10 protein-coding genes are annotated in these 18,142 nt (G+C 54.5%); 7 read left to right on the forward strand and 3 right to left on the reverse strand.

Translation table 11 applies throughout. From position 1 onward, the window contains the following. The first annotated feature begins 361 nt into the window (after positions 1–361). On the forward strand, positions 362–3,634 hold the full coding sequence (locus tag JT718_RS19375) for a S41 family peptidase (protein WP_205504456.1): 3,273 nt from the start codon (positions 362–364) through the stop codon (positions 3,632–3,634). A gap of 276 nt (positions 3,635–3,910) precedes the next feature. Then, positions 3,911–5,134 (forward strand): RtcB family protein, encoded by a 1,224-nt coding sequence (locus JT718_RS19380; RefSeq protein ID WP_205504457.1) that lies wholly within the window; start codon positions 3,911–3,913, stop codon positions 5,132–5,134. 970 nt (positions 5,135–6,104) lie between these two features. On the opposite strand, the gene JT718_RS19385 is transcribed toward JT718_RS19380, so the two are convergent. Continuing rightward, a complete protein-coding gene (locus tag JT718_RS19385; RefSeq protein WP_240337189.1) occupies positions 6,105–7,220 on the reverse strand; it encodes a mechanosensitive ion channel family protein in 1,116 nt (371 codons plus the stop codon). 255 nt (positions 7,221–7,475) lie between these two features. Between JT718_RS19385 and JT718_RS19390 the strand changes: the two genes are divergently transcribed. Then, complete coding sequence (locus tag JT718_RS19390) at positions 7,476–9,647, forward strand: bifunctional alpha,alpha-trehalose-phosphate synthase (UDP-forming)/trehalose-phosphatase (protein ID WP_205504458.1); 2,172 nt, start codon at positions 7,476–7,478, stop codon at positions 9,645–9,647. A gap of 426 nt (positions 9,648–10,073) precedes the next feature. Here JT718_RS19390 and JT718_RS19395 read toward each other — a convergent pair whose 3' ends face one another. Further along, a complete protein-coding gene (locus tag JT718_RS19395; RefSeq protein ID WP_205504459.1) occupies positions 10,074–11,858 on the reverse strand; it encodes a glycoside hydrolase family 15 protein in 1,785 nt (594 codons plus the stop codon). Between the two features lie 165 nt (positions 11,859–12,023). After that, positions 12,024–13,343 (reverse strand): leucine-rich repeat-containing protein kinase family protein, encoded by a 1,320-nt coding sequence (locus JT718_RS19400; protein ID WP_205504460.1) that lies wholly within the window; start codon positions 13,341–13,343, stop codon positions 12,024–12,026. Positions 13,344–13,867: 524 nt separating this feature from the next. Here JT718_RS19400 and JT718_RS19405 point away from each other — a divergent pair. The 4 genes from JT718_RS19405 to cobA all read left to right on the forward strand — a co-directional run bounded on the left by JT718_RS19405 (position 13,868) and on the right by cobA (position 18,130). Next, positions 13,868–14,617 (forward strand): phosphoadenylyl-sulfate reductase, encoded by a 750-nt coding sequence (locus JT718_RS19405; RefSeq protein ID WP_205504461.1) that lies wholly within the window; start codon positions 13,868–13,870, stop codon positions 14,615–14,617. Between the two features lie 19 nt (positions 14,618–14,636). Next, the gene (gene cysD, locus JT718_RS19410) at positions 14,637–15,545 is read left to right on the forward strand and encodes a sulfate adenylyltransferase subunit CysD (protein WP_205504462.1); all 909 of its coding nucleotides are present in this window, start codon (positions 14,637–14,639) and stop codon (positions 15,543–15,545) included. Positions 15,546–15,839: 294 nt separating this feature from the next. Next, the gene (locus JT718_RS19415; RefSeq protein ID WP_205504463.1) at positions 15,840–17,117 is read left to right on the forward strand and encodes a sulfate adenylyltransferase subunit 1; all 1,278 of its coding nucleotides are present in this window, start codon (positions 15,840–15,842) and stop codon (positions 17,115–17,117) included. 191 nt (positions 17,118–17,308) lie between these two features. Further along, positions 17,309–18,130, forward strand: coding sequence for a uroporphyrinogen-III C-methyltransferase (gene cobA / locus JT718_RS19420; RefSeq protein WP_205504464.1), 822 nt, complete (start codon positions 17,309–17,311; stop codon positions 18,128–18,130). Positions 18,131–18,142: the final 12 nt, after the last annotated feature.

An 18,142-nucleotide genomic window follows, 5' to 3' on the forward strand; every position in this document is an offset into this window, starting at 1 on the left:
GAGGGACAATTTCACTACTAGAGGCCAGGCACTGCCTTGTCTCCACAATGTCTGATTTGTGGTAGATGATCATATTGAGGCAACTTTCGCTGGCGCGAGCTTGCAGCTCGTGTCCGCACGCATTCCAGAATTAAGCCGTTTTGATCAGCAAATGAAGGCACGAGCTGCAAGCTCGCGCCAGCGGATCTGCTCCTACAAACAACATCATTGCGCTTTTCTGTTTTGGGGCCGTTTCTGCAAAAACGCCTTCAAAACGCCCTAGTCTCTTCTCCTGAAAACCTGCCCAGGTCTTTGCTTCTTTTGATTAAGCGGTAACATTCCCTACATTAGTAAACCAATCTAACAAACAACAGCTTACTTTATGAAAAAGCGGTTTCTTGCCGTGTTGGCCTTCTGCTGCGCCAGCAGCTTAGGCACCATGGCCCAAACCCAAACCCCGCTCTGGCTCAACACGCCAGCCATTTCGCCCGATGGGCAAACCATTGTTTTCAGTTACAAAGGAGATCTCTACAAAGTAGCCGCGGCCGGCGGAAACGCTACGCCGCTCACCATGCACGAGGGCTACGAGTACATGCCTGTTTGGTCACCGGACGGAAAGCAGATTGCCTACGCCTCAGACCGCTACGGTAACTTTGACGTGTTCGTAATGCCCGCGCAGGGCGGAGAATCCAAGCGATTGACGTTCCATTCTTCCGCTGATCTGCCCTCAGATTTCACGCCAGACGGCAAAAACGTGATTTTCACCTCGGCCCGAATGGATGCCGCGGCCAATACCATGTTCCCGTCGGGCGCTTTCCCCGAGCTGTACAGCGTTTCTCTGGGCGGTGGCCGCAATGCCATGCTCCTGACCACGCCCGCTGAGGCGGCCCGCTATAGCTCCTCCGGTGAGGTTTTGGTGTACCATGACAAAAAGAGCCTTGAAAACGCCCTGCGCAAGCACCAGACGTCTTCCTCTGCCCGTGATGTGTGGGCCTACAATACCAAAACCAGGCAGCACACCAAACTCACCGACAACGTGGGCGAGGACCGCCAACCGGTTTTCTCGGCCAACGGGCAGGATATTTACTACCTGAGCGAACAACCCAACGGCACGTTCAACGTGCGAAAAACGAGTTTGCAGAACCCTAAGCAAACCACGGCGGTCACCAATTTTACCAAGCACCCGGTACGGCACCTGAGTGGTTCCAAAGACGGGGTTCTGTCCTTCACGTACAACGGCGAGATTTACACGCTTAAGCCGGGTGCGCAGCCCCAGAAAGTAGCCATCCAGCTGTATTCAGACATCCGCTCCAACCCCGAGACCGTGCTGCCCATCTCTGGCGGCATGACCGAGATGGAGGTATCGCCCAACGGCAAAGAGGTGGTGTTCGTGAACCGGGGCGAGGTGTTCGTGTCTTCGGTAGACGGAGGCATTACCCGCCGCATCACCAACACGCCGGAACAGGAGCGTAGTGTGAGTTTCTCGCCGGATGGTCGCAAAATCCTGTACGCCAGCGAGCGCGACGGCAGCTGGAACGTGTATGAGACCAGCCTCGTGCGCAGCGCTGAGCCGTATTTCTACGCTTCTACGTTGCTGAAAGAGGAGCCCGTGATCGCCACCGCCGCTGAGGAATTCCAGCCGGCTTACTCGCCAGACGGCAAAGAAGTGGCCTACCTGGAGGAGCGCGTTCAGCTGAAGGTGGTGAACAAAGCCAGCAAACAGGTGCGCACCATTCTGGGCAACGCCAACAACTACTCGTACTCAGACGGCGACCAGTACTTTGAGTGGTCGCCAGACGGCAAATGGTTCCTGGTGCAGTTCAACCAACCCAAGCAGTGGCTGAGCGAAGTAGGTTTGATTTCGGCCAGCGGCAAAGGCGAAGTGATTAACCTGAGCCAAAGCGGCTACGCCGAGCGCAATCCGCAGTGGATGATGGGCGGCAAAATGATCACCTACTACTCTAACCGCGAAGGTTTGCGCGGCAATGGCAACAACTCAGGCACCGGCGACATCTACGCGCTCTTCACCACGCAAGACGGGTTTGACCGGTTCAAGCTAAGCAAAGAAGATTTCACCTTGCTGGAGGACCTGGAGAATCGTGAAGCTTCTATAGGTGAATTTTCTGCCGAGGGAGATAAAACCAAAGGCAAAAAGGGTAAAAGCTCTAAATCTGCGGCTCCGGCCGGTATGGCCCTGGAACTGGACAACCTGCCGTACCGCAAAGCACGCCTCACCGGTACTTCCTCTGATCTGGCCGATGCCGTGGTCACCGACAAAGGCGACCGCATGTTCTACCTGAGCCGCTTTGAGAAAGGCTATGACCTTTGGGTGACCAACCTGCGCGACAATGACACCAAACTGCTGGCCAAACTGGGTGCCCGCGGCGGAGACATGGTCATGAGCAAAGACGGCAAAAACCTGTTTGTCTTAACCGAAGGCAAGATCCTGAAAGTGGACACCGACAACGGCAAGCAGGAAACCCTGAAAGTGAGCGGCGAGATGAACCTGAACGCCGCCGCCGAGCGCGCCTACATGTATGACCACGTGATCCGGCAGCTGGAGAAGAAGTTCTACGTGAAAGACCTGCACAACACAGACTGGAAGTTCTACACCGATAATTACCGCCAGTTCCTGCCGCACATCGCCAACAACTATGACTTCGCCGATGTGCTGAGCGAACTGCTGGGCGAGCTGAACGCCTCCCACACCGGCGGACGTTACAGCCACCGTTCAGCCAACCCAGACGCAACGGCTTCGCTGGGCTTGTTCTATGATGAGCAGTACACCGGTCCGGGTTTGAAGGTAAAAGAAGTCATCAATTTGAGTCCGTTTGACCGCGCCAGTTCCAAAGTGAAACCGGGTGTGATCCTGGAGAAAATCGATGGTCAGTCCATTGAAGACAATACCGATGTGGATCAACTCCTGAACCGCAAGGCCAACAAATACACGCTGGTTTCTTTGTATGACGAGAAAACCAAGAAGCGCTGGGAAGAGACGGTGAAACCCATCTCGGGTACCGACCTGAGCGAATTGCTGTACCAGCGCTGGGTAGAAGGCCGCCGCAAAGAGGTGGACCGTTTGTCCGGCGGAAAACTGGGCTACGTGCACATCAGGGGCATGAACGATGCCAGCTACCGCACCGTGTATGAAGAAGCCCTCGGCAAAAACGCGACCAAAGAAGGTCTGGTGGTAGACACCCGCTCCAACGGCGGCGGAAACCTGCACGATGACCTCATCAGCTTCCTGAACACCAAACAATATGCCGAGTTTGTGCCGCGCGGCCAGAACCTGTCAGACGAGCCCCGCAATAAGTGGACCCGTCCGTCCATTGTGGTGATGAACGAGAGCAACTACTCAGATGCGCACATCTTCCCGGTACTATACAAAGAGCTGGGCATCGGTAAAACCGTGGGCATGCCTGTGGCCGGAACCGGTACCTTCGTGTGGTGGGAGACGTTGATTGACCCAACCATGGTCTTCGGGATTCCGCAGGTAGGCTACCGCACGCTAGGCGGCGGTAAGTTCCTGGAGAACGCCCAACTGGAACCAGATTACCTGGTGGCCAATGACCCCGCCCTGGTGGCCCAAGGCCGCGATCAGCAACTGGAGAAAGCGGTGGAAGTGCTGTTGCAGGAATTGCCTGCGAAGAAGTAATTCTTCTGAGATAAATGAATCATCAGAAGCCCTGCCTTTTGGTGGGGCTTCTTTGTTTTACAACCCTCCCCTGTCATCCTGAAAGGAACTTGTGGGCACATTAGAAAAGCGTTGAAGAAGCGCTACTACCGTTCGCCCACAAGATCTTTCCAAGATGACAATAGGAGAGAGGCAAGAGAGAAGAGGCGTTACCTATTTTTCACTCCTTTCCCAAAAAACAGGTAAAAAACGCAGGGCCGTTTTCACGTATAGCCTTTACACCAAATTTGTAGAACCATGGCTATTGTGCAGGACAACATCACCGTCTTTGGGGAGGAAATTATTGAACAGAGCGCTATTGACCAGCTCAAACGCTGCGTGAGCGAAGAAGACATTGGCGTGCTCACCGCCGATGCCCACTACGGCTACGCGCACCCCATCGGCGGAGCCGTGGCTTACAAAAACAAAGTCTCTTTGTCGGGGGTGGGGTTTGATATTGGGTGCGGAAACAAAGCCGTGCGCACCGATATTATGGCTTCTGATGTGAACATTGCCCGTGTGATGGATGAAATTGTCAAGACCATTGGGTTTGGCGTGGGCCGGCCCAATCCCAAGCGCATTGACCATCCGGTGCTGGAGCACATCAAGAAAGCCGAGTTCAAGCCCCAGCGCGAACTGCGCAAGGTGGCCGCCGAGCAACTAGGAACCGTAGGCAGCGGCAACCACTTCATTGATTTGTTTGAAGACGAGAAAGGCTATCTGTGGGTGGGGGTGCATTTCGGGTCCAGAGGGTTTGGGCACAAGACCGCCTCGGGGTTCATTGCGCTGAGCCAGGGGCTTAGTTTCTTTGATAAAGCCAAAGAAGGCTCCATGGATGCGCCGCCCATCCTCTTCGATATAGATTCTGAACTGGGCCAGGATTACATTGCCGCCATGTCTCTGGCCGGAGAGTACGCCTACGCCGGCCGCGACATTGTGGTGGACCAGGTGCTGCACATCCTGGGCGGAAAAGCCACTGAGATAGTGCACAATCACCACAACTTCGCGTGGTTTGAAAAGCACCAGGGCGAGTACTATTGGGTAGTGCGCAAGGGCTGCACGCCCGCGTTTCCCGGTCAGAAAGGCTTTATAGGGGCCAACATGTATGACAACTCCGTGATCATTGAAGGCGTGGAAAACGAGCTTTCCATCAGAGGGTTATACTCTACCGTACACGGCGCCGGTAGGAGACTTAGCCGTCGGGCAGCCGCGGGTAAAACCAAATGGATCAGAGACAAGAAAGGCGTGAAACGGAAAACCGTGGTGTCTCCGGGGCTGGTAGACTTTGACGCGGTGCAGCAGCGCATGAAAGCCAAAGGCATAGAACTGCGCGGTGCCGGTGCCGATGAAGCCCCCGAGGCCTACAAAAAACTGGAAGACGTGCTTCAACACCAGGGCAACACCATTAAAATTCTGCACACCCTCAAACCGCTGGGCGTAGCCATGGCCAGTGAGGATGTGTATGACCCATACAAAGACTGATTTGCGTTTAGGGGCTCTTTTCCCAAAAACAGCCCCTAAATGCAAAAAGGCAACGGGCCATTGACTCGCTACATTTAGCATGGAGGCAGCCCGGTTTCAGGCTGATTCCGGGGAAAGAGCTACTAAATGAGGAAGTTGGCGCAGACGCTCGCAGGGTAAAAACAAGTCCTGAGTCTTGAGTCCAGAGTCCTGAGTCTAGAGTTCGGTTTTGGCTTAGTTTGGGAGAAAGAGGCCCGAAACGGATGTACCCACCCCTGCCCCTCCCGGGAGGGGAGTCACCTGCATGAGGAAGAAAGTCACCTTAGCGGGTCATAAACTTCTACTTCTGCAATCCAATTGGCCAAAGCCCAACCTGAAGGCAACTCCATCCGCCATGAACCGGAACTCCCCTCCCGGGAGGGGCAGGGGTGGGTCTACTCCTGCAGAGGTTCCGTTATTACAGCAAAGCAGCAGCCTTTGCTAAACCCAACCATAGCGCGGAAGTCGCTTCCGTGCCTCACATTCTCCTATAGAGTTGAAAGTCACGGAAGTAAATCCGCGCCATAGAAAGAAAAGTTCTAGCACAATGATTAGCGATACCGCTGCTATGCAAGTCCACAGCTGGAAGATCCCGATTCCAGTCTTTGGCTCGAGCGCCTCGCTTGTGGCCCTTGGAAAGCTATCACTAAGAGCAGACTACAGAGATGGGCCGCAAGGGCAGTGCGAGGGGCAAAGACGGGGCCCCGCGGCCGTGAGCGCTTATCAGAGAAGATGAAACAAAGCAGCCCATAAGTCCATAGACAAACGGCAACCCGCCAGCATCAGCCAAATCATAAACCAACAAATTGAATATCAGCAAGCCGCCGCTACACCAGCAACCACCAACTTAGCAATGACCAGTTAAGTGGACAAGCCGCCGCTACGCCAGCAAAACCCAACAGAACAACAGCCCAAACAGCTACTCACCGCACCTTCATCACCACTAAAGAGGCTACGTGCTCACCTCCTCCATAGGAACAAACGGCAATTTGGGGCTATCAGGAACGCCGGCGGTGCGGGTAACCGGTAAGGCGTCTGGGTGCTGCTGCTGTAAGAAGGTAATCATCTTCTCCCTGACCCAGCAGCGCAGGTCAAAGGCACTGCCCGCGTCGGCGGCGCTCACCAGAATCCTCACCTCCATGGAGCGCTCCTTAAAGTCGGTGACCTGCAGGATGCCTACCCGGCCGTCCCACAGATGGTTCTGAGGCAGCAGGCGGTTGAGTTCTTTCCGCATTTCTTCCAGCGGAGCGGTGTAGTCCAGGTAAATGAAAACGGTTCCCAGCAACTCTACCGAGGTGCGGGTCCAGTTTTGGAAGGGTTTTTCAATAAAGTAGTTCAAAGGAAGAATAAGGCGGCGCTGGTCCCAGATGCGCACCACCACGTAGGTAAGCGTGATTTCCTCCACCTTGCCCCATTCATTCTCCACCACCAGCACATCGTCTAGCCTGATGGGCTGGGTAAAGGCAATCTGGAAGCCGGCCAGCAGGTTGCCAATAGACCGTTGCGCGGCAAAGCCCAGAATCACCCCGGCAATACCAGCCGAGGTTACCAGGCCGGTTCCTATCTTGCGCACGGTGGGGAAACTCATCAGCACCAGGGCCACGGTGAAAAACACAATCAGGATAATCACCACCCGTTTCACAAACTGAAGTTGCGTAAACAGCTTGCGCTCCCTAAAGTTATCGGCTTTGTCAAGTTGGTACTTATGCCTGATTCTGTACTGCACCACGTACACGCAGCCAATGAGGGTCCAGGAGAAGGCGCAGGTGAGCGAGATCTCCACTATGCGCCGGATTACCTCAAAGGCATCGGGGCGCAGCGGCACCAGGGGCAGGACCGTGGACAGGACCAGAATAGGCAGGAAATAGAAGAGCGGGCGGTCTAGGTGTTTTAGGGCTCCTTCTACCCAAAACCGGGGAAAACGCCGGTTGTAAATGGTTAAGAACCTAAACAGGAGCCATTTTAGGAGGCCGCCGGCCAGCAAGGCCCCCACCACAATTCCCAGTCCTTGCAAGATCAGCGGCAAATGGTCCAGCATCAAATGGGTTACTTGGTCTAGTACTCTCATAGAAGCAAATCAAACGCAAGTTTTACACTACCCGCATTGGGCCAGAAAGGTTACCTGAAAGGGCATGCTTCCTGCCCGGCTTGCTTCCTGGTATATAGTACTTTCTTGATATTTATGAACCCAAGGCCGTAAATCAGAGTAAATAAAAAAGAGTAACATGATGGGAGGGTGCTCCCCAGCGGGCCTTTACAAGAGCCGTTTTGCCCCGCCCGCTCCGCAATGTGCAAGAATAGCGTACCTTAAAAAAATTCCCCTATGCCTAAGACCATTATCATTTCCAACCGACTTCCCATTAAAGTACAGCGCACCGAAGAAGGCTTGGCATACGAAACCAGTGAGGGAGGCTTGGCTACTGGTTTAGGTTCTATTTACAAGCAAGGTGACAATATCTGGATTGGCTGGCCCGGCACCTATTTCAACGACGAGGCCGAGCAGCAGCAGGTCACCCAGGACCTGAGCCGGCAAAGCATGCACCCGGTCTTCCTCACCGAGGCCGAGATCAGGGACTTTTACGAGGGCTTCAGCAACGAGACCCTCTGGCCCACGTTCCATTATTTCAGCCAATACGCCGTCTATGACGATACGTTCTGGTCTGCCTACCAGCAGGTGAACCGGAAGTTCTGTGCCGCCGTGATGGAACGCGCCGAGCCCGGCGACACCATCTGGGTGCATGACTACCAATTGCTTTTGCTGCCCGCCCTCATCAGGGAAGAGATCCAGGAAAGCACCATTGGGTTCTTCCAGCACATCCCGTTCCCGTCTTTTGAGGTGTTCCGGCTCTTGCCCTGGCGCAAGCAAATCCTGGAGGGCATGCTGGGCGCCGACTTGATTGGTTTCCATACCTATGACGATGTGCGGCACTTCCTGAGCTCGGTGAGCCGCATTGTAGGCCTGAACAGCTCGCAGGGTTTTATAGACAACGGCTACCGCACCATTATGGTAGACGCGTTTCCCATGGGCATTGACGACAAGAAGTACGCCAATCTGGCCAAAGCCCCCGATACGAAAGTCAGGATGGAGGAGTACCGCCAGGCATTGATCGGCCAGAAGATTGTACTCTCCATTGACCGCCTGGATTATTCCAAAGGCATTCCGCAGCGCCTGCATGCCTTTGAGTTGTTTCTGAAGGAGAACCCTGACTTCCACGGCAAAGTCACGCTCTTCATGCTGGTGGTGCCTTCCCGCGACCAGGTAGAAATGTACCGGCAACTGAAGGAGACCATTGATGAACTGGTGGGCCGCATCAACAGCTCCTTCCGCACCATCACCTGGAACCCCATTCAGTACTTCTACCGCTCTTTCCCCATTGAAGAACTCTCGGCGCTCTATTCCATTGCCGACATTGCCCTGGTCACGCCCATGCGCGACGGCATGAACCTGGTCTGCAAAGAGTACATCGCCAGTAAAACCGACAAGAAAGGGGTGCTGATCCTGAGCGAAATGGCCGGTGCCTCGCGTGAACTGGCCGATGCCGTCCTGATCAACCCCAACGACCTGGGGCAAATGGTGCAGGCCCTGCGCGAAGCCCTCATCATGCCCGAGGAAGAGCAGAAACTCCGCATGGAGCACATGCAGGACATTGTGCAGCGCTACAACATCCACCATTGGGTAGACATTTTCATGAACCGCTTGGAGTACATCAAGATCAAGCAAGCCTCCATGGCCACCGAGTACCTCTCTGCCGAGGAGAGAGACCTGCTGGTGACCAGTTTCCGGAAGGCCCAGCAGCGCCTGCTCTTCCTGGACTACGACGGTACGCTCACCTCCTTCACCAAAGACCCCCAGAAGGCCCTGCCCGATGCAGAGCTGCTTGCCACCCTGCAGTGCCTCACCCAGGAACCTAAGAACCGGGTGGTCATTGTGAGCGGCCGCGACCGCAACACCCTGCAACGGTGGCTGGGCCATTTGCCCGTAGACTTTATTGCCGAGCACGGCGTCTGGTTCAAAGAGCGAAACGGCAACTGGGAGATGTTCCAGAACCTTTCTGACAGTTGGAAGGAGGAAATAAGGCCGGTGCTGGAGCTGCACGTGAGCCGCACCCCGGGCTCGTTCGTTGAGGAGAAAGACTACTCCCTGGTGTGGCACTACCGCAAGGTAGACCCGGTGCTGGCAGACCTGCGCGCCCGCGAGCTCAGCAATTACCTGCTGTTCATTGCCGCCAACATTAACCTGCAGGTCATGGAGGGCGACAAAATTGTGGAGGTGAAGAACAGTGAGATCAACAAAGGCATTGGCAGCACCCGCTGGATGGACCAGCACCCCCATGATTTCGTCCTCTGCATCGGCGATGACCGCACCGATGAAGACATGTTCCGGGTCATGCCTGAAGACGCCTTCACCATCAAGGTAGGCAGCGAACGCTCCCTGGCCCGCTTCAACCTTGACAACTCCAAACAGGTGAGAGAACTGCTGAAGTCGCTGTGCTAAGTGATGGCTAATTGTTGATTGCTGGTTATTGATTGTTCTCAGGTAAGCGGTAAGTTCTTATAATGCCATCCGCTGGAGCGTTCGCGCCATAAAAAGCCATGGAACAGGAGACCTGCGTTTTTATCCCTTTTTTAAGAAATCAGGCTAAAAACCGACCTTGGCGTGAATGTGAACTATGGCGCGGAAGTTACTTCCGTGACTTTTGAGAAAGTTAAACAAGGCACGGAAGTAACTTCCGCGCCATAGGAGGCTGCCCGCAATTCTGGAGACTCGCTTCATCTTAAGGCACGAGTTTCCAGAATCGCTCCATAGAAAGCCAAAGAGCAGGAGTCTTTTGTTTTTGGCCGGATTTCCGCAAAACAGATCAAAAACAAAGAAGGCTCGCCAAGTGGCGAGCCTTCTTTCTATCCAAGCTAAACGTATTCGCTACAGGAACGAAGGCCGGTCTAATTGTTTGGAGATGCGGTACACGGCGTTGAGGAGACCCACGTGGCTGTAGGCCTGCGGGAAGTTGCCCCACTGGCTGCCGTCGCGGGAGTCTACGTCTTCGCTGAGCAGACCCAGGTGGTTGGTGTATTTCAAAATGTTCTCAAATTCCTTGATGGCCTCGTCCAGGCGGCCCACGCAGGCCAGGGCCTCAATGTACCAGAAGGCGCAGATGAGGAACGTGCTTTGCGGCACCCCAAAGTCATCGGCGTGTTTGTAGCGGTAGAAGAGGCCCTCGGGGGTTTTCAGCTCCTTCTCCATTTCGGCCAGGTGCGTTCTGGCGCGCTCAGAGCTTGGGTCCAGGTAGTGCATCATGATGAGCTGCAGGGTACTGGCATCCAGGTGGTGCTTGCCGATGGCCTGGGTGTACACACCGCGCTGCGGATCAAAGCACTCCTCAATTTTAGCCGAGGCTTCCTGCATCAGTTGGCTGGCCAGTTGCTCCAGCTCGGGGTCGCGCATGTGGCGGGCAATGTTGCGGGCCGCCGCCGAGCCTGCCCAGTGGAACAGGTAGGTATAGCAATGGTACTGCGCAAAATCGCGGAACTCCCAAAGGCCGGCATCGGGCTCGTCCATGGTCTGCTTGATCTTGTGGAGCGTCTTGGTGATGAGTTTGCGGGACTCAATGCGCTCTTCGTCGTTGAACCGGCGGTCAATGTAGAGCGGCAGCAGAGCCACCAGAATCTGACCATAGACATCGTTCTGAATGTGGGTGTAGGCATCGTTCCCGATGCGCACGGGGCGGTTGTTGCCCAGGTAGCCTTCCAGTTCCAGCTCAATCTCGGTGAGCTTGCTCTGCCCGCTAATGGAGTAGAGCGGCTGATAGCGTTGCGTGTCTTTGGCCGTGATGTTGGCAATGAAATGGAAGTAGCGCTCCATCTCCTCAAAGTGGCCAATGTTGTTGAACGCGTTGAGGATGTAGTAGGTGTCGCGCATCCAGCAGAAGCGGTAATCCCAGTTACGGCCGCTGCCCGGGTGTTCCGGCAAACTGGTAGTGGGCGAGGCGATGATGGCGCCGGTGTCTTCGTACTGGTGAATTTTGAGGGCCAAAGCACTCCGGATGACCTGGTCCTGGAAGAAGTTGCTGATGCTGGTGTTCTTCACCCAGTTGCGCCAGTAGCGGCGGGTCTGGCTCAGGAAGGCCTCGGCGGTGCTTTCCAGGTTGGCCTCCAGCGGCGCGCCGTAAGTGAGCACGAAGTACAACGTCTCGTTCAGCACGAAGTACTGGTCTTCCAGGATGTAACTGAGCGAGGCATTGGTGGTAAGGCGAACCTCCTCGTCCAGGCCCAGAAACGCGATGTGGTTGCTGCTGCGTCTTCGGCTCAGGGGGAAATCGCCGTAATTGCCCACGGGCCGGCACGTGGCTTTGATGCGCGGCGAGCCAGACAGAGGCTCCACTTTTCTCACCAGCATGAGGGGTTTGTAGTAGCGCTGGTGCTGCCGGAAGCGGGGGGCAAAGTCGGTGACGCGGTAGGAACCATCCTGGCAGGTAATCTCGGTGCACAGGATGTTGGTGTTCTCCATGTAGTACTGGTGCGAGGTGAAATGCTCCGCATCGGGCTTGATGGAGTACTCGCCGCCTTTCTGCCGGTCCATGATGGGGCCAAAGACAAAGCTGCTGTCGAAACGGGGCCAACAGAGCCATTCTACGCTGGTATCTTTGTGGATGAGGGCCAGATAGGCGCAGTTGCCAATCAGCCCCATGTCATAGGTATGTTTCGCCATACGGTTTGCTTCTGGCACCGGGATTGCCTGCCGGTGCTCGAATTACCGTGTACCGTTTTGGAGGTATAGAGGTTTCCTAATTTTTACACACTTAGATGCAGTCCGACGTTTTTGGCTTGTTTTTCCCATAACCGGCGGAAAACAACCGATAGAAAGGCCTTCCCCTCAGGCCAGAATATGCTGACTGATGGCTGCCAGAATAGTCTCAAATGCGGGCCGCTCCAGCACCTGCGGATGGAGGCAGGCTTCTTTCAACTGGTGAAAAGCCAACCCGGTTTCCTGGTTTTTCTCATGGGGCGCGAGGTGCTCCAGCAAGTCCTCCAGCAAACACCCGAAGGCCCTAACCTCTATGCGCTCCAGGCGGGAGGCCAGTTCCTGGTCGGCCTTGTCATAGATAGTGGCCGCGCCAAAATCGCCGAAGAGGGCATGGCCCGTTCCATTGACCAGCGTGTTGTGGGCGTACAAGTCACCGTGCAGAATGCCCCGCGCGTGCAGGTGCGCCGCCACCGAGGCAATGCCGGTGGCTATGGTGATCACTTCCTGCAGCAGGAACGCGGTGCCCTGGGGGTACACGTCGCGGGTGCAGCTCGCAAAACTAGGCGTGATGCCCAGGATCTGGTAATCCTTCGGAATCAGCTCCAGCACCAGGCCTTGCTTTTGTTCTGGGTGGTGCGTGATTTTCCCCAGGACCGGTACCAGGTTGGGGTGGGCCCCGGCGGCCATGCAGGCCTGCATCTCGTCTTCAGGAAGCCCGTCGCTGGTGACTTCGCCTTTGAAGACTTTTACCGCCACTGGCCTTGAAACGGAAGATGATGTCTTCAACTGCGCTTTGGAGATAATGCCCGAGGCACCTTGCCCCAGCTCTTCCTCCAGCAGCAGCTCGCTCCAGGGCACCTCCGGCAGATCGGCTACTACCTGCCCGTGTTGGGTGCAAGGGTTGCCAGAGATGGCCAGCCAGGACAAACGCGGCAGGGTGAAGAGCCAGTCCGGCAATGCCGTCAGTTCGTTGGCCGAGATGCGGAGCAGTTCCAGATTCCGACAGTTGGCCATTTCTGGCGGTAGCTGCGTGAGTTTATTCCCGGCCAGCATGAGCTTCTGCATGCGGGCGCAGTTGCCAATGGAGGCAGGGAGTTGCGTGATCTGGTTGTTGGTGAGAATGAGCCAGCGGGTGAGGGGCGGAAGGGCGCCTTCAGTAATCTGATTGATTTTACAGGCTTTGAAGCCAATCATCTCCAGCTGGGGGCACTGGCCCAGCACCGCCGGGAACTCGGTGAAATCATTGTCTGAGAAGAACGCAATCTTGAGGTGGCGCAGGCGGGCAAACTCTTGGGGTAATTGGGTGAGCCGGTTACCCGAGAGGTCCAGAAGCTCCAGGGTGTCTGCCAGGTCCAGGATCTCCGGCGGAAACTGGGTTAGTCCACAAGCTAGTTTCAACTTTTTGGCACCTTTCAGGCCGCCGGCTTTGAGCTGTTCCAGGGTTTGCATGCGTGTTCCAATATTTGTGCGGTGAAGTTAAGGCAGTTTTAAGACCAATGGCGGAAAGGGTTGCATTTTCTTCAAGTAGACAGGTAATCACTGGCGTAAGCGCTTGTTGAAAACCCTTGGCGCTGGGTAATGTACGCCGGGCTTTAGGGGCTTGGCAAGACGGGGAAAGAAAAAAGTTGTAGGTACAAGGAACACTGTCGTTTAGGAATACGTTAATGCTTTGATGATTCTGTAGTGGAGTTTTGAACAGCAGGGCTATAAACCTGCTGATTTTTAAGTTCTAAACTCTACTAAATTGATAGGAAAACTTGATTTCTAACAATCGGTACCTATCTTTGCGTCATCTTAACAAACAGCCAGAGAAAAAAGACTACATGGTCTACTCATCTTACATAAAGCGAATGCGCTTCTGCTGTTGCAGCTCCTGCTGCTGTTGTTTCTAGCCTCTCTAGAAATCAACAAAAATCCTATTGCCTATCAGGCAACCCCAAAGTTCAAATTTTCTCATAACGTATTTTCTTGCCATGGCCTCTTCTGCACAAGAGCATGTGTCTCAACTTATACAAGAGACAGAAGGATTAACCATAGACCAAACGTTGGCGCTGTTGGTGAGCCGTTATCCCGGTGAGGTGACGTTCTCTTCCAGCTTCAGCTTTGAAGACCAGGTAATCTCTCACCAGATCCTGGAAAATGGGTTCCCCATCAGCATTTTCACCCTGGATACCGGGCGTCTTTTTCCCGAGACTTACTCAGTTTGGAGCAGAACCAATGAGGCGTATAACACGCGCATCAAGGCGTACTACCCCAACAATGAGCAGCTGGAGGAGTTTATCCACAACACCGGACCCAACTCTTTTTACGAGTCTACCCAGAACCGCAAAGATTGCTGCCACATCAGAAAAGTGGAGCCGCTGAAGCGGGCTCTGAAAGGCAACGCCGTCTGGATTACCGGTCTGCGCGCCGAGCACTCGCCGGGCCGCGGTATCCTGCCCAAATTTGAGTGGGACGAGGGAAACCAGCTCATCAAATTCCACCCGCTGCTGTACTGGACCACCGAGGAAGTGATGGCGTTCATCAAGCAGAACAACATCCCGTACAACAAACTGCACGACAAAGGCTTCATCAGCATCGGTTGCGCGCCTTGTACCCGCGCCATTCAGCCGGGCGAAGATTTCAGAGCCGGCCGCTGGTGGTGGGAAGACAGCAGCAAAAAAGAGTGCGGATTACACGTATCAGAATCACCGGCTCCGGTTGCCCCGGAACTGGCTAAGTAATAGAATAGAAATACCGAGTATGGGTTCGTATAAATTAGATTACCTGGATCAGCTGGAATCCGAAGCGATTCACATCTTCAGAGAAGTGGCGGGGCAGTTTGAGCGCCCGGCTCTTTTGTTTTCCGGAGGGAAAGACTCCATTGTGTTGGTGCACCTGGCCTTGAAAGCCTTCCGTCCCGGCAAGTTTCCTTTCCCTTTAGTGCACATTGACACCGGCCACAATTTCCAGGAGGCCCTGGATTTCAGAGATGCCCTGGCCGAGAAAATTGGCGAGAAGCTGATTGTGCGCAACGTGGAGGACACCATCAAAACCAGAGGCCTCACGGAGCAGAAAGGCAAACTACCTAGCCGCAACGGCTTGCAGACCTACACCCTGCTGGACACTATTGAGGAGTTTGAGTTTGACGCCTGCATTGGCGGAGCCCGCCGCGATGAGGAGAAAGCCCGCGCCAAAGAGCGTATCTTCTCGGTGCGTGATGAGTTCGGTTCCTGGGATCCTAAGCGCCAGCGTCCTGAGTTGTGGAACATCTACAACGGCAAAATCAACAAAGGCGAGAACGTGCGCGTGTTCCCCATCAGCAACTGGACCGAGCTGGACATCTGGAACTACATCCGCCGCGAGAAAATTGAATTGCCTTCCATCTACTTCGCCCATGAGCGCGAGGTGCTGGAGTTTGATGGCCGTTTAGTAGCTACCAACGAGTTCATCACCCTGCATGATGATGACGTGGTATCCCGCAAAGTAGTGCGCTACCGCACCGTGGGTGACATGACCTGTACTGCCGCCGTGGAGTCTAACGCTTCTACCCTGGACGACATCATCAACGAGATTATTGCCACCAACACCAGCGAACGTGGTCAAACCCGCATTGACGACCGCGTTTCTGAAGCAGCCATGGAAGACCGCAAAAAGAACGGCTACTTCTAAGGAAGACGCTAGACATTAGATTTTGACATAAGACGAAGATCCGCCATAATCTCTTTTGTCATCCTGAAAGGATCTTGTAAGCAAACCAAAAAAGCGTTGTAGTTAACGCTTCTACCGTTCGCCCACAAGATCTTTCCAAGATGACAAAGCAGAAGAAAGGATCTGACTATAAGAAAATAATAAGAGCGTGCCGCGCTGAAGATGTCATTTGTTTTTAGCTGGTTTTTCTGAAAACAGGCCCAAAACAGAAATCATTAGCACATCAGCACATTGCTTCATTAGCACATTACCAGAATGGATATTTTAAGATTCTTAACCGCCGGTAGCGTTGACGATGGCAAAAGCACCCTGATCGGGCGTTTGTTGTATGACAGCAAATCTATCATGGTAGACCAACTGGAAGCCATTGAGCGCAGCACCAAAAACAAAGAAGAAGGCCGAGTGGACCTGGCTTTGTTAACCGACGGTCTTCGCGCGGAGCGGGAGCAGGGCATCACCATTGACGTGGCCTACAAATACTTCTCCACGCCTAAGCGCAAATTCATCATCGCGGATACTCCGGGCCATATCCAGTACACCCGCAACATGGTTACCGGCGCATCTAACTCAGACTTGGCCATTATCTTGATTGATGCCCGTCATGGCGTGGTGGAGCAAACCCGTCGTCACTCCATCATTGTGTCATTGCTGAATCTGCCGCACGTGGTAGTAGCTATCAACAAGATGGATTTGGTAGACTTCTCCCAGGACAAGTACAACGACATCGTGATTGACTACTCCCAGGTAGCTGCGTCTTTGGGCCTGAAGAATGTGACCTACATTCCCATCAGCGCTCTGAACGGTGACAACATTGTGGAGAAATCTACGGCCATGCCTTGGTACGAAGGCGGGTCTCTGCTGAACGTGCTGGAAACCGTGGAGGTGCACGAAGACATCAACCTCACTGAGGGCCGTTTCCCGGTACAGTACGTGATCCGTCCTCAGACTGAAGAATTGCCTGATTACCGCGGCTACGCCGGAAAAATCATCAGCGGCATTTACCGCAAAGGTGATAAAGTGGTGGTGCAGCCAGCCGGCATTGAAAGCACCATCTCGGCCGTGGAAGTAGGCGGCCAGGAAGTGGAAGAAGCCTTTGCGCCGCAAAGCGCCGTGTTGCACCTGGCAGATGACATTGACGTGAGCCGTGGCGACGTAATTGTGAAGCAGGATGCTCCGGTGCAGGTGGCCCAGGAATTTGAAGTGGTACTTTGCTGGATGAGCAACACGCCGCTGGTGCCGCGTAACAAGTACATGCTCCAGATCAACAGCCGCAACGTGCGCTGCGTGGTGAAAGAGCTGGAGTACAAACTCAACGTGAACACCCTGGAGAAAGAACTGTCTCCGGTGTCTGCCGGCCTCAACGACGTGGTGAAAGCCACCATCAAAACCGCTTCGCCCATCGCATTTGACACGTACAAGAACCTGAGAGCCAACGGCGGTGCCATCCTCATTGATGAGACCAGCCTGGTAACCGTAGGTGCCTGTATGATCACCACCGAACCGCAGGAGAAACCTTTCTGGCCTGAAATCTAAAAATCAGGCTCAAAACGGAATACGTCTGGCGCGAGACTCCAGTCTCGTGACTTGGGATGAAGCGAGTCTCCAGACTCGCTTCATCCCAAGTCACGAGCCTTCAGACTCGCGCCGGAGAGTTCAACAGTACCAACCTAAATGCGTGCGGACACGAGCTGCAAGCTCGCGCCAGCAAACTAAACCAATACCAAATGCAACCAGCGCAACAGAAAGGAAAAGTGATCATAGCAGGAGCCGGCCCCGGTGATCCTGAGCTGATCACGGTGAAGACGGTAAAAGCGTTGCGCCAGGCCGAGGTCATTCTGGTGGACCGGCTGGTGAGCGAGGAAATCCTGAAGGAGTACGCCTCGCCGCAGGCGGAAATTGTATACGTGGGCAAGCAATGCCGCCGCCCCGGCACCACGCCGCAGGCCACCATCAATGAACTGCTGGTGGAATATGCCTTATTGGGCAAACAGGTACTGCGTCTGAAAGGCGGAGACGTGTCCATTTTCTCCAACGTGCTGGATGAACTGCAAGCCCTGGTGGCGCACGAGATTCCGTACGAGATCATTCCCGGCATCACGGCAGCCCTGGGTGCGGCAGCCTACGCGGGCATTCCTTTAACAGCTCGGCAGCATTCTACCGCCGTTCGGTTTCTTACCTTCTACACCTACAGCAAACTCACCGAGGAATACTGGCACGAACTGGCCCAGACCGAGGACACGCTGGTGTTCTACATGAGTAGTGAGCGGTTGAATGAGGTGGTGGAGAAACTGACCCGCCACGGCATTTCTGAGGAGAAACAGCTGGCGGTGGTAGAGCAGGCCACCACGCCCTTGCAGCACGTGCAGGTAAGCAGTTTATATGACTACGAACAGAACCTGGGCGGCAAAACGTTTGTTTCGCCTTCGTTAGTGATCATAGGTAAAGTGGTAGCCCTGCACGAGCAGTTTCAGTGGTTTACAGACAACCCAAGTAGAGAACATTACTTCAAGCCGGTCTCTGAACAGGCCAGCTTGGTACTTCAATAATTTTTCAAAGCT

Source organism: Rufibacter psychrotolerans (assembly GCF_016924645.1).
In the GTDB taxonomy this organism is placed as follows: domain Bacteria; phylum Bacteroidota; class Bacteroidia; order Cytophagales; family Hymenobacteraceae; genus Nibribacter; species Nibribacter psychrotolerans.

What these genes read in the sequence shown, in the direction of transcription:
- JT718_RS19395 (WP_205504459.1), bottom strand. Translation starts at nt 11,858, where the DNA reads ATGGCGAAACATACCTATGACATGGGGCTGATTGGCAACTGCGCCTAT.
- JT718_RS19415 (WP_205504463.1), top strand. Translation starts at nt 15,840, where the DNA reads ATGGATATTTTAAGATTCTTAACCGCCGGTAGCGTTGACGATGGCAAA.
- JT718_RS19390 (WP_205504458.1), top strand. Translation starts at nt 7,476, where the DNA reads ATGCCTAAGACCATTATCATTTCCAACCGACTTCCCATTAAAGTACAG.
- JT718_RS19380 (WP_205504457.1), top strand. Translation starts at nt 3,911, where the DNA reads ATGGCTATTGTGCAGGACAACATCACCGTCTTTGGGGAGGAAATTATT.
- JT718_RS19375 (WP_205504456.1), top strand. Translation starts at nt 362, where the DNA reads ATGAAAAAGCGGTTTCTTGCCGTGTTGGCCTTCTGCTGCGCCAGCAGC.
- JT718_RS19385 (WP_240337189.1), bottom strand. Translation starts at nt 7,220, where the DNA reads ATGAGAGTACTAGACCAAGTAACCCATTTGATGCTGGACCATTTGCCG.
- JT718_RS19400 (WP_205504460.1), bottom strand. Translation starts at nt 13,343, where the DNA reads ATGCAAACCCTGGAACAGCTCAAAGCCGGCGGCCTGAAAGGTGCCAAA.
- JT718_RS19405 (WP_205504461.1), top strand. Translation starts at nt 13,868, where the DNA reads ATGGCCTCTTCTGCACAAGAGCATGTGTCTCAACTTATACAAGAGACA.
- cysD (WP_205504462.1), top strand. Translation starts at nt 14,637, where the DNA reads ATGGGTTCGTATAAATTAGATTACCTGGATCAGCTGGAATCCGAAGCG.
- cobA (WP_205504464.1), top strand. Translation starts at nt 17,309, where the DNA reads ATGCAACCAGCGCAACAGAAAGGAAAAGTGATCATAGCAGGAGCCGGC.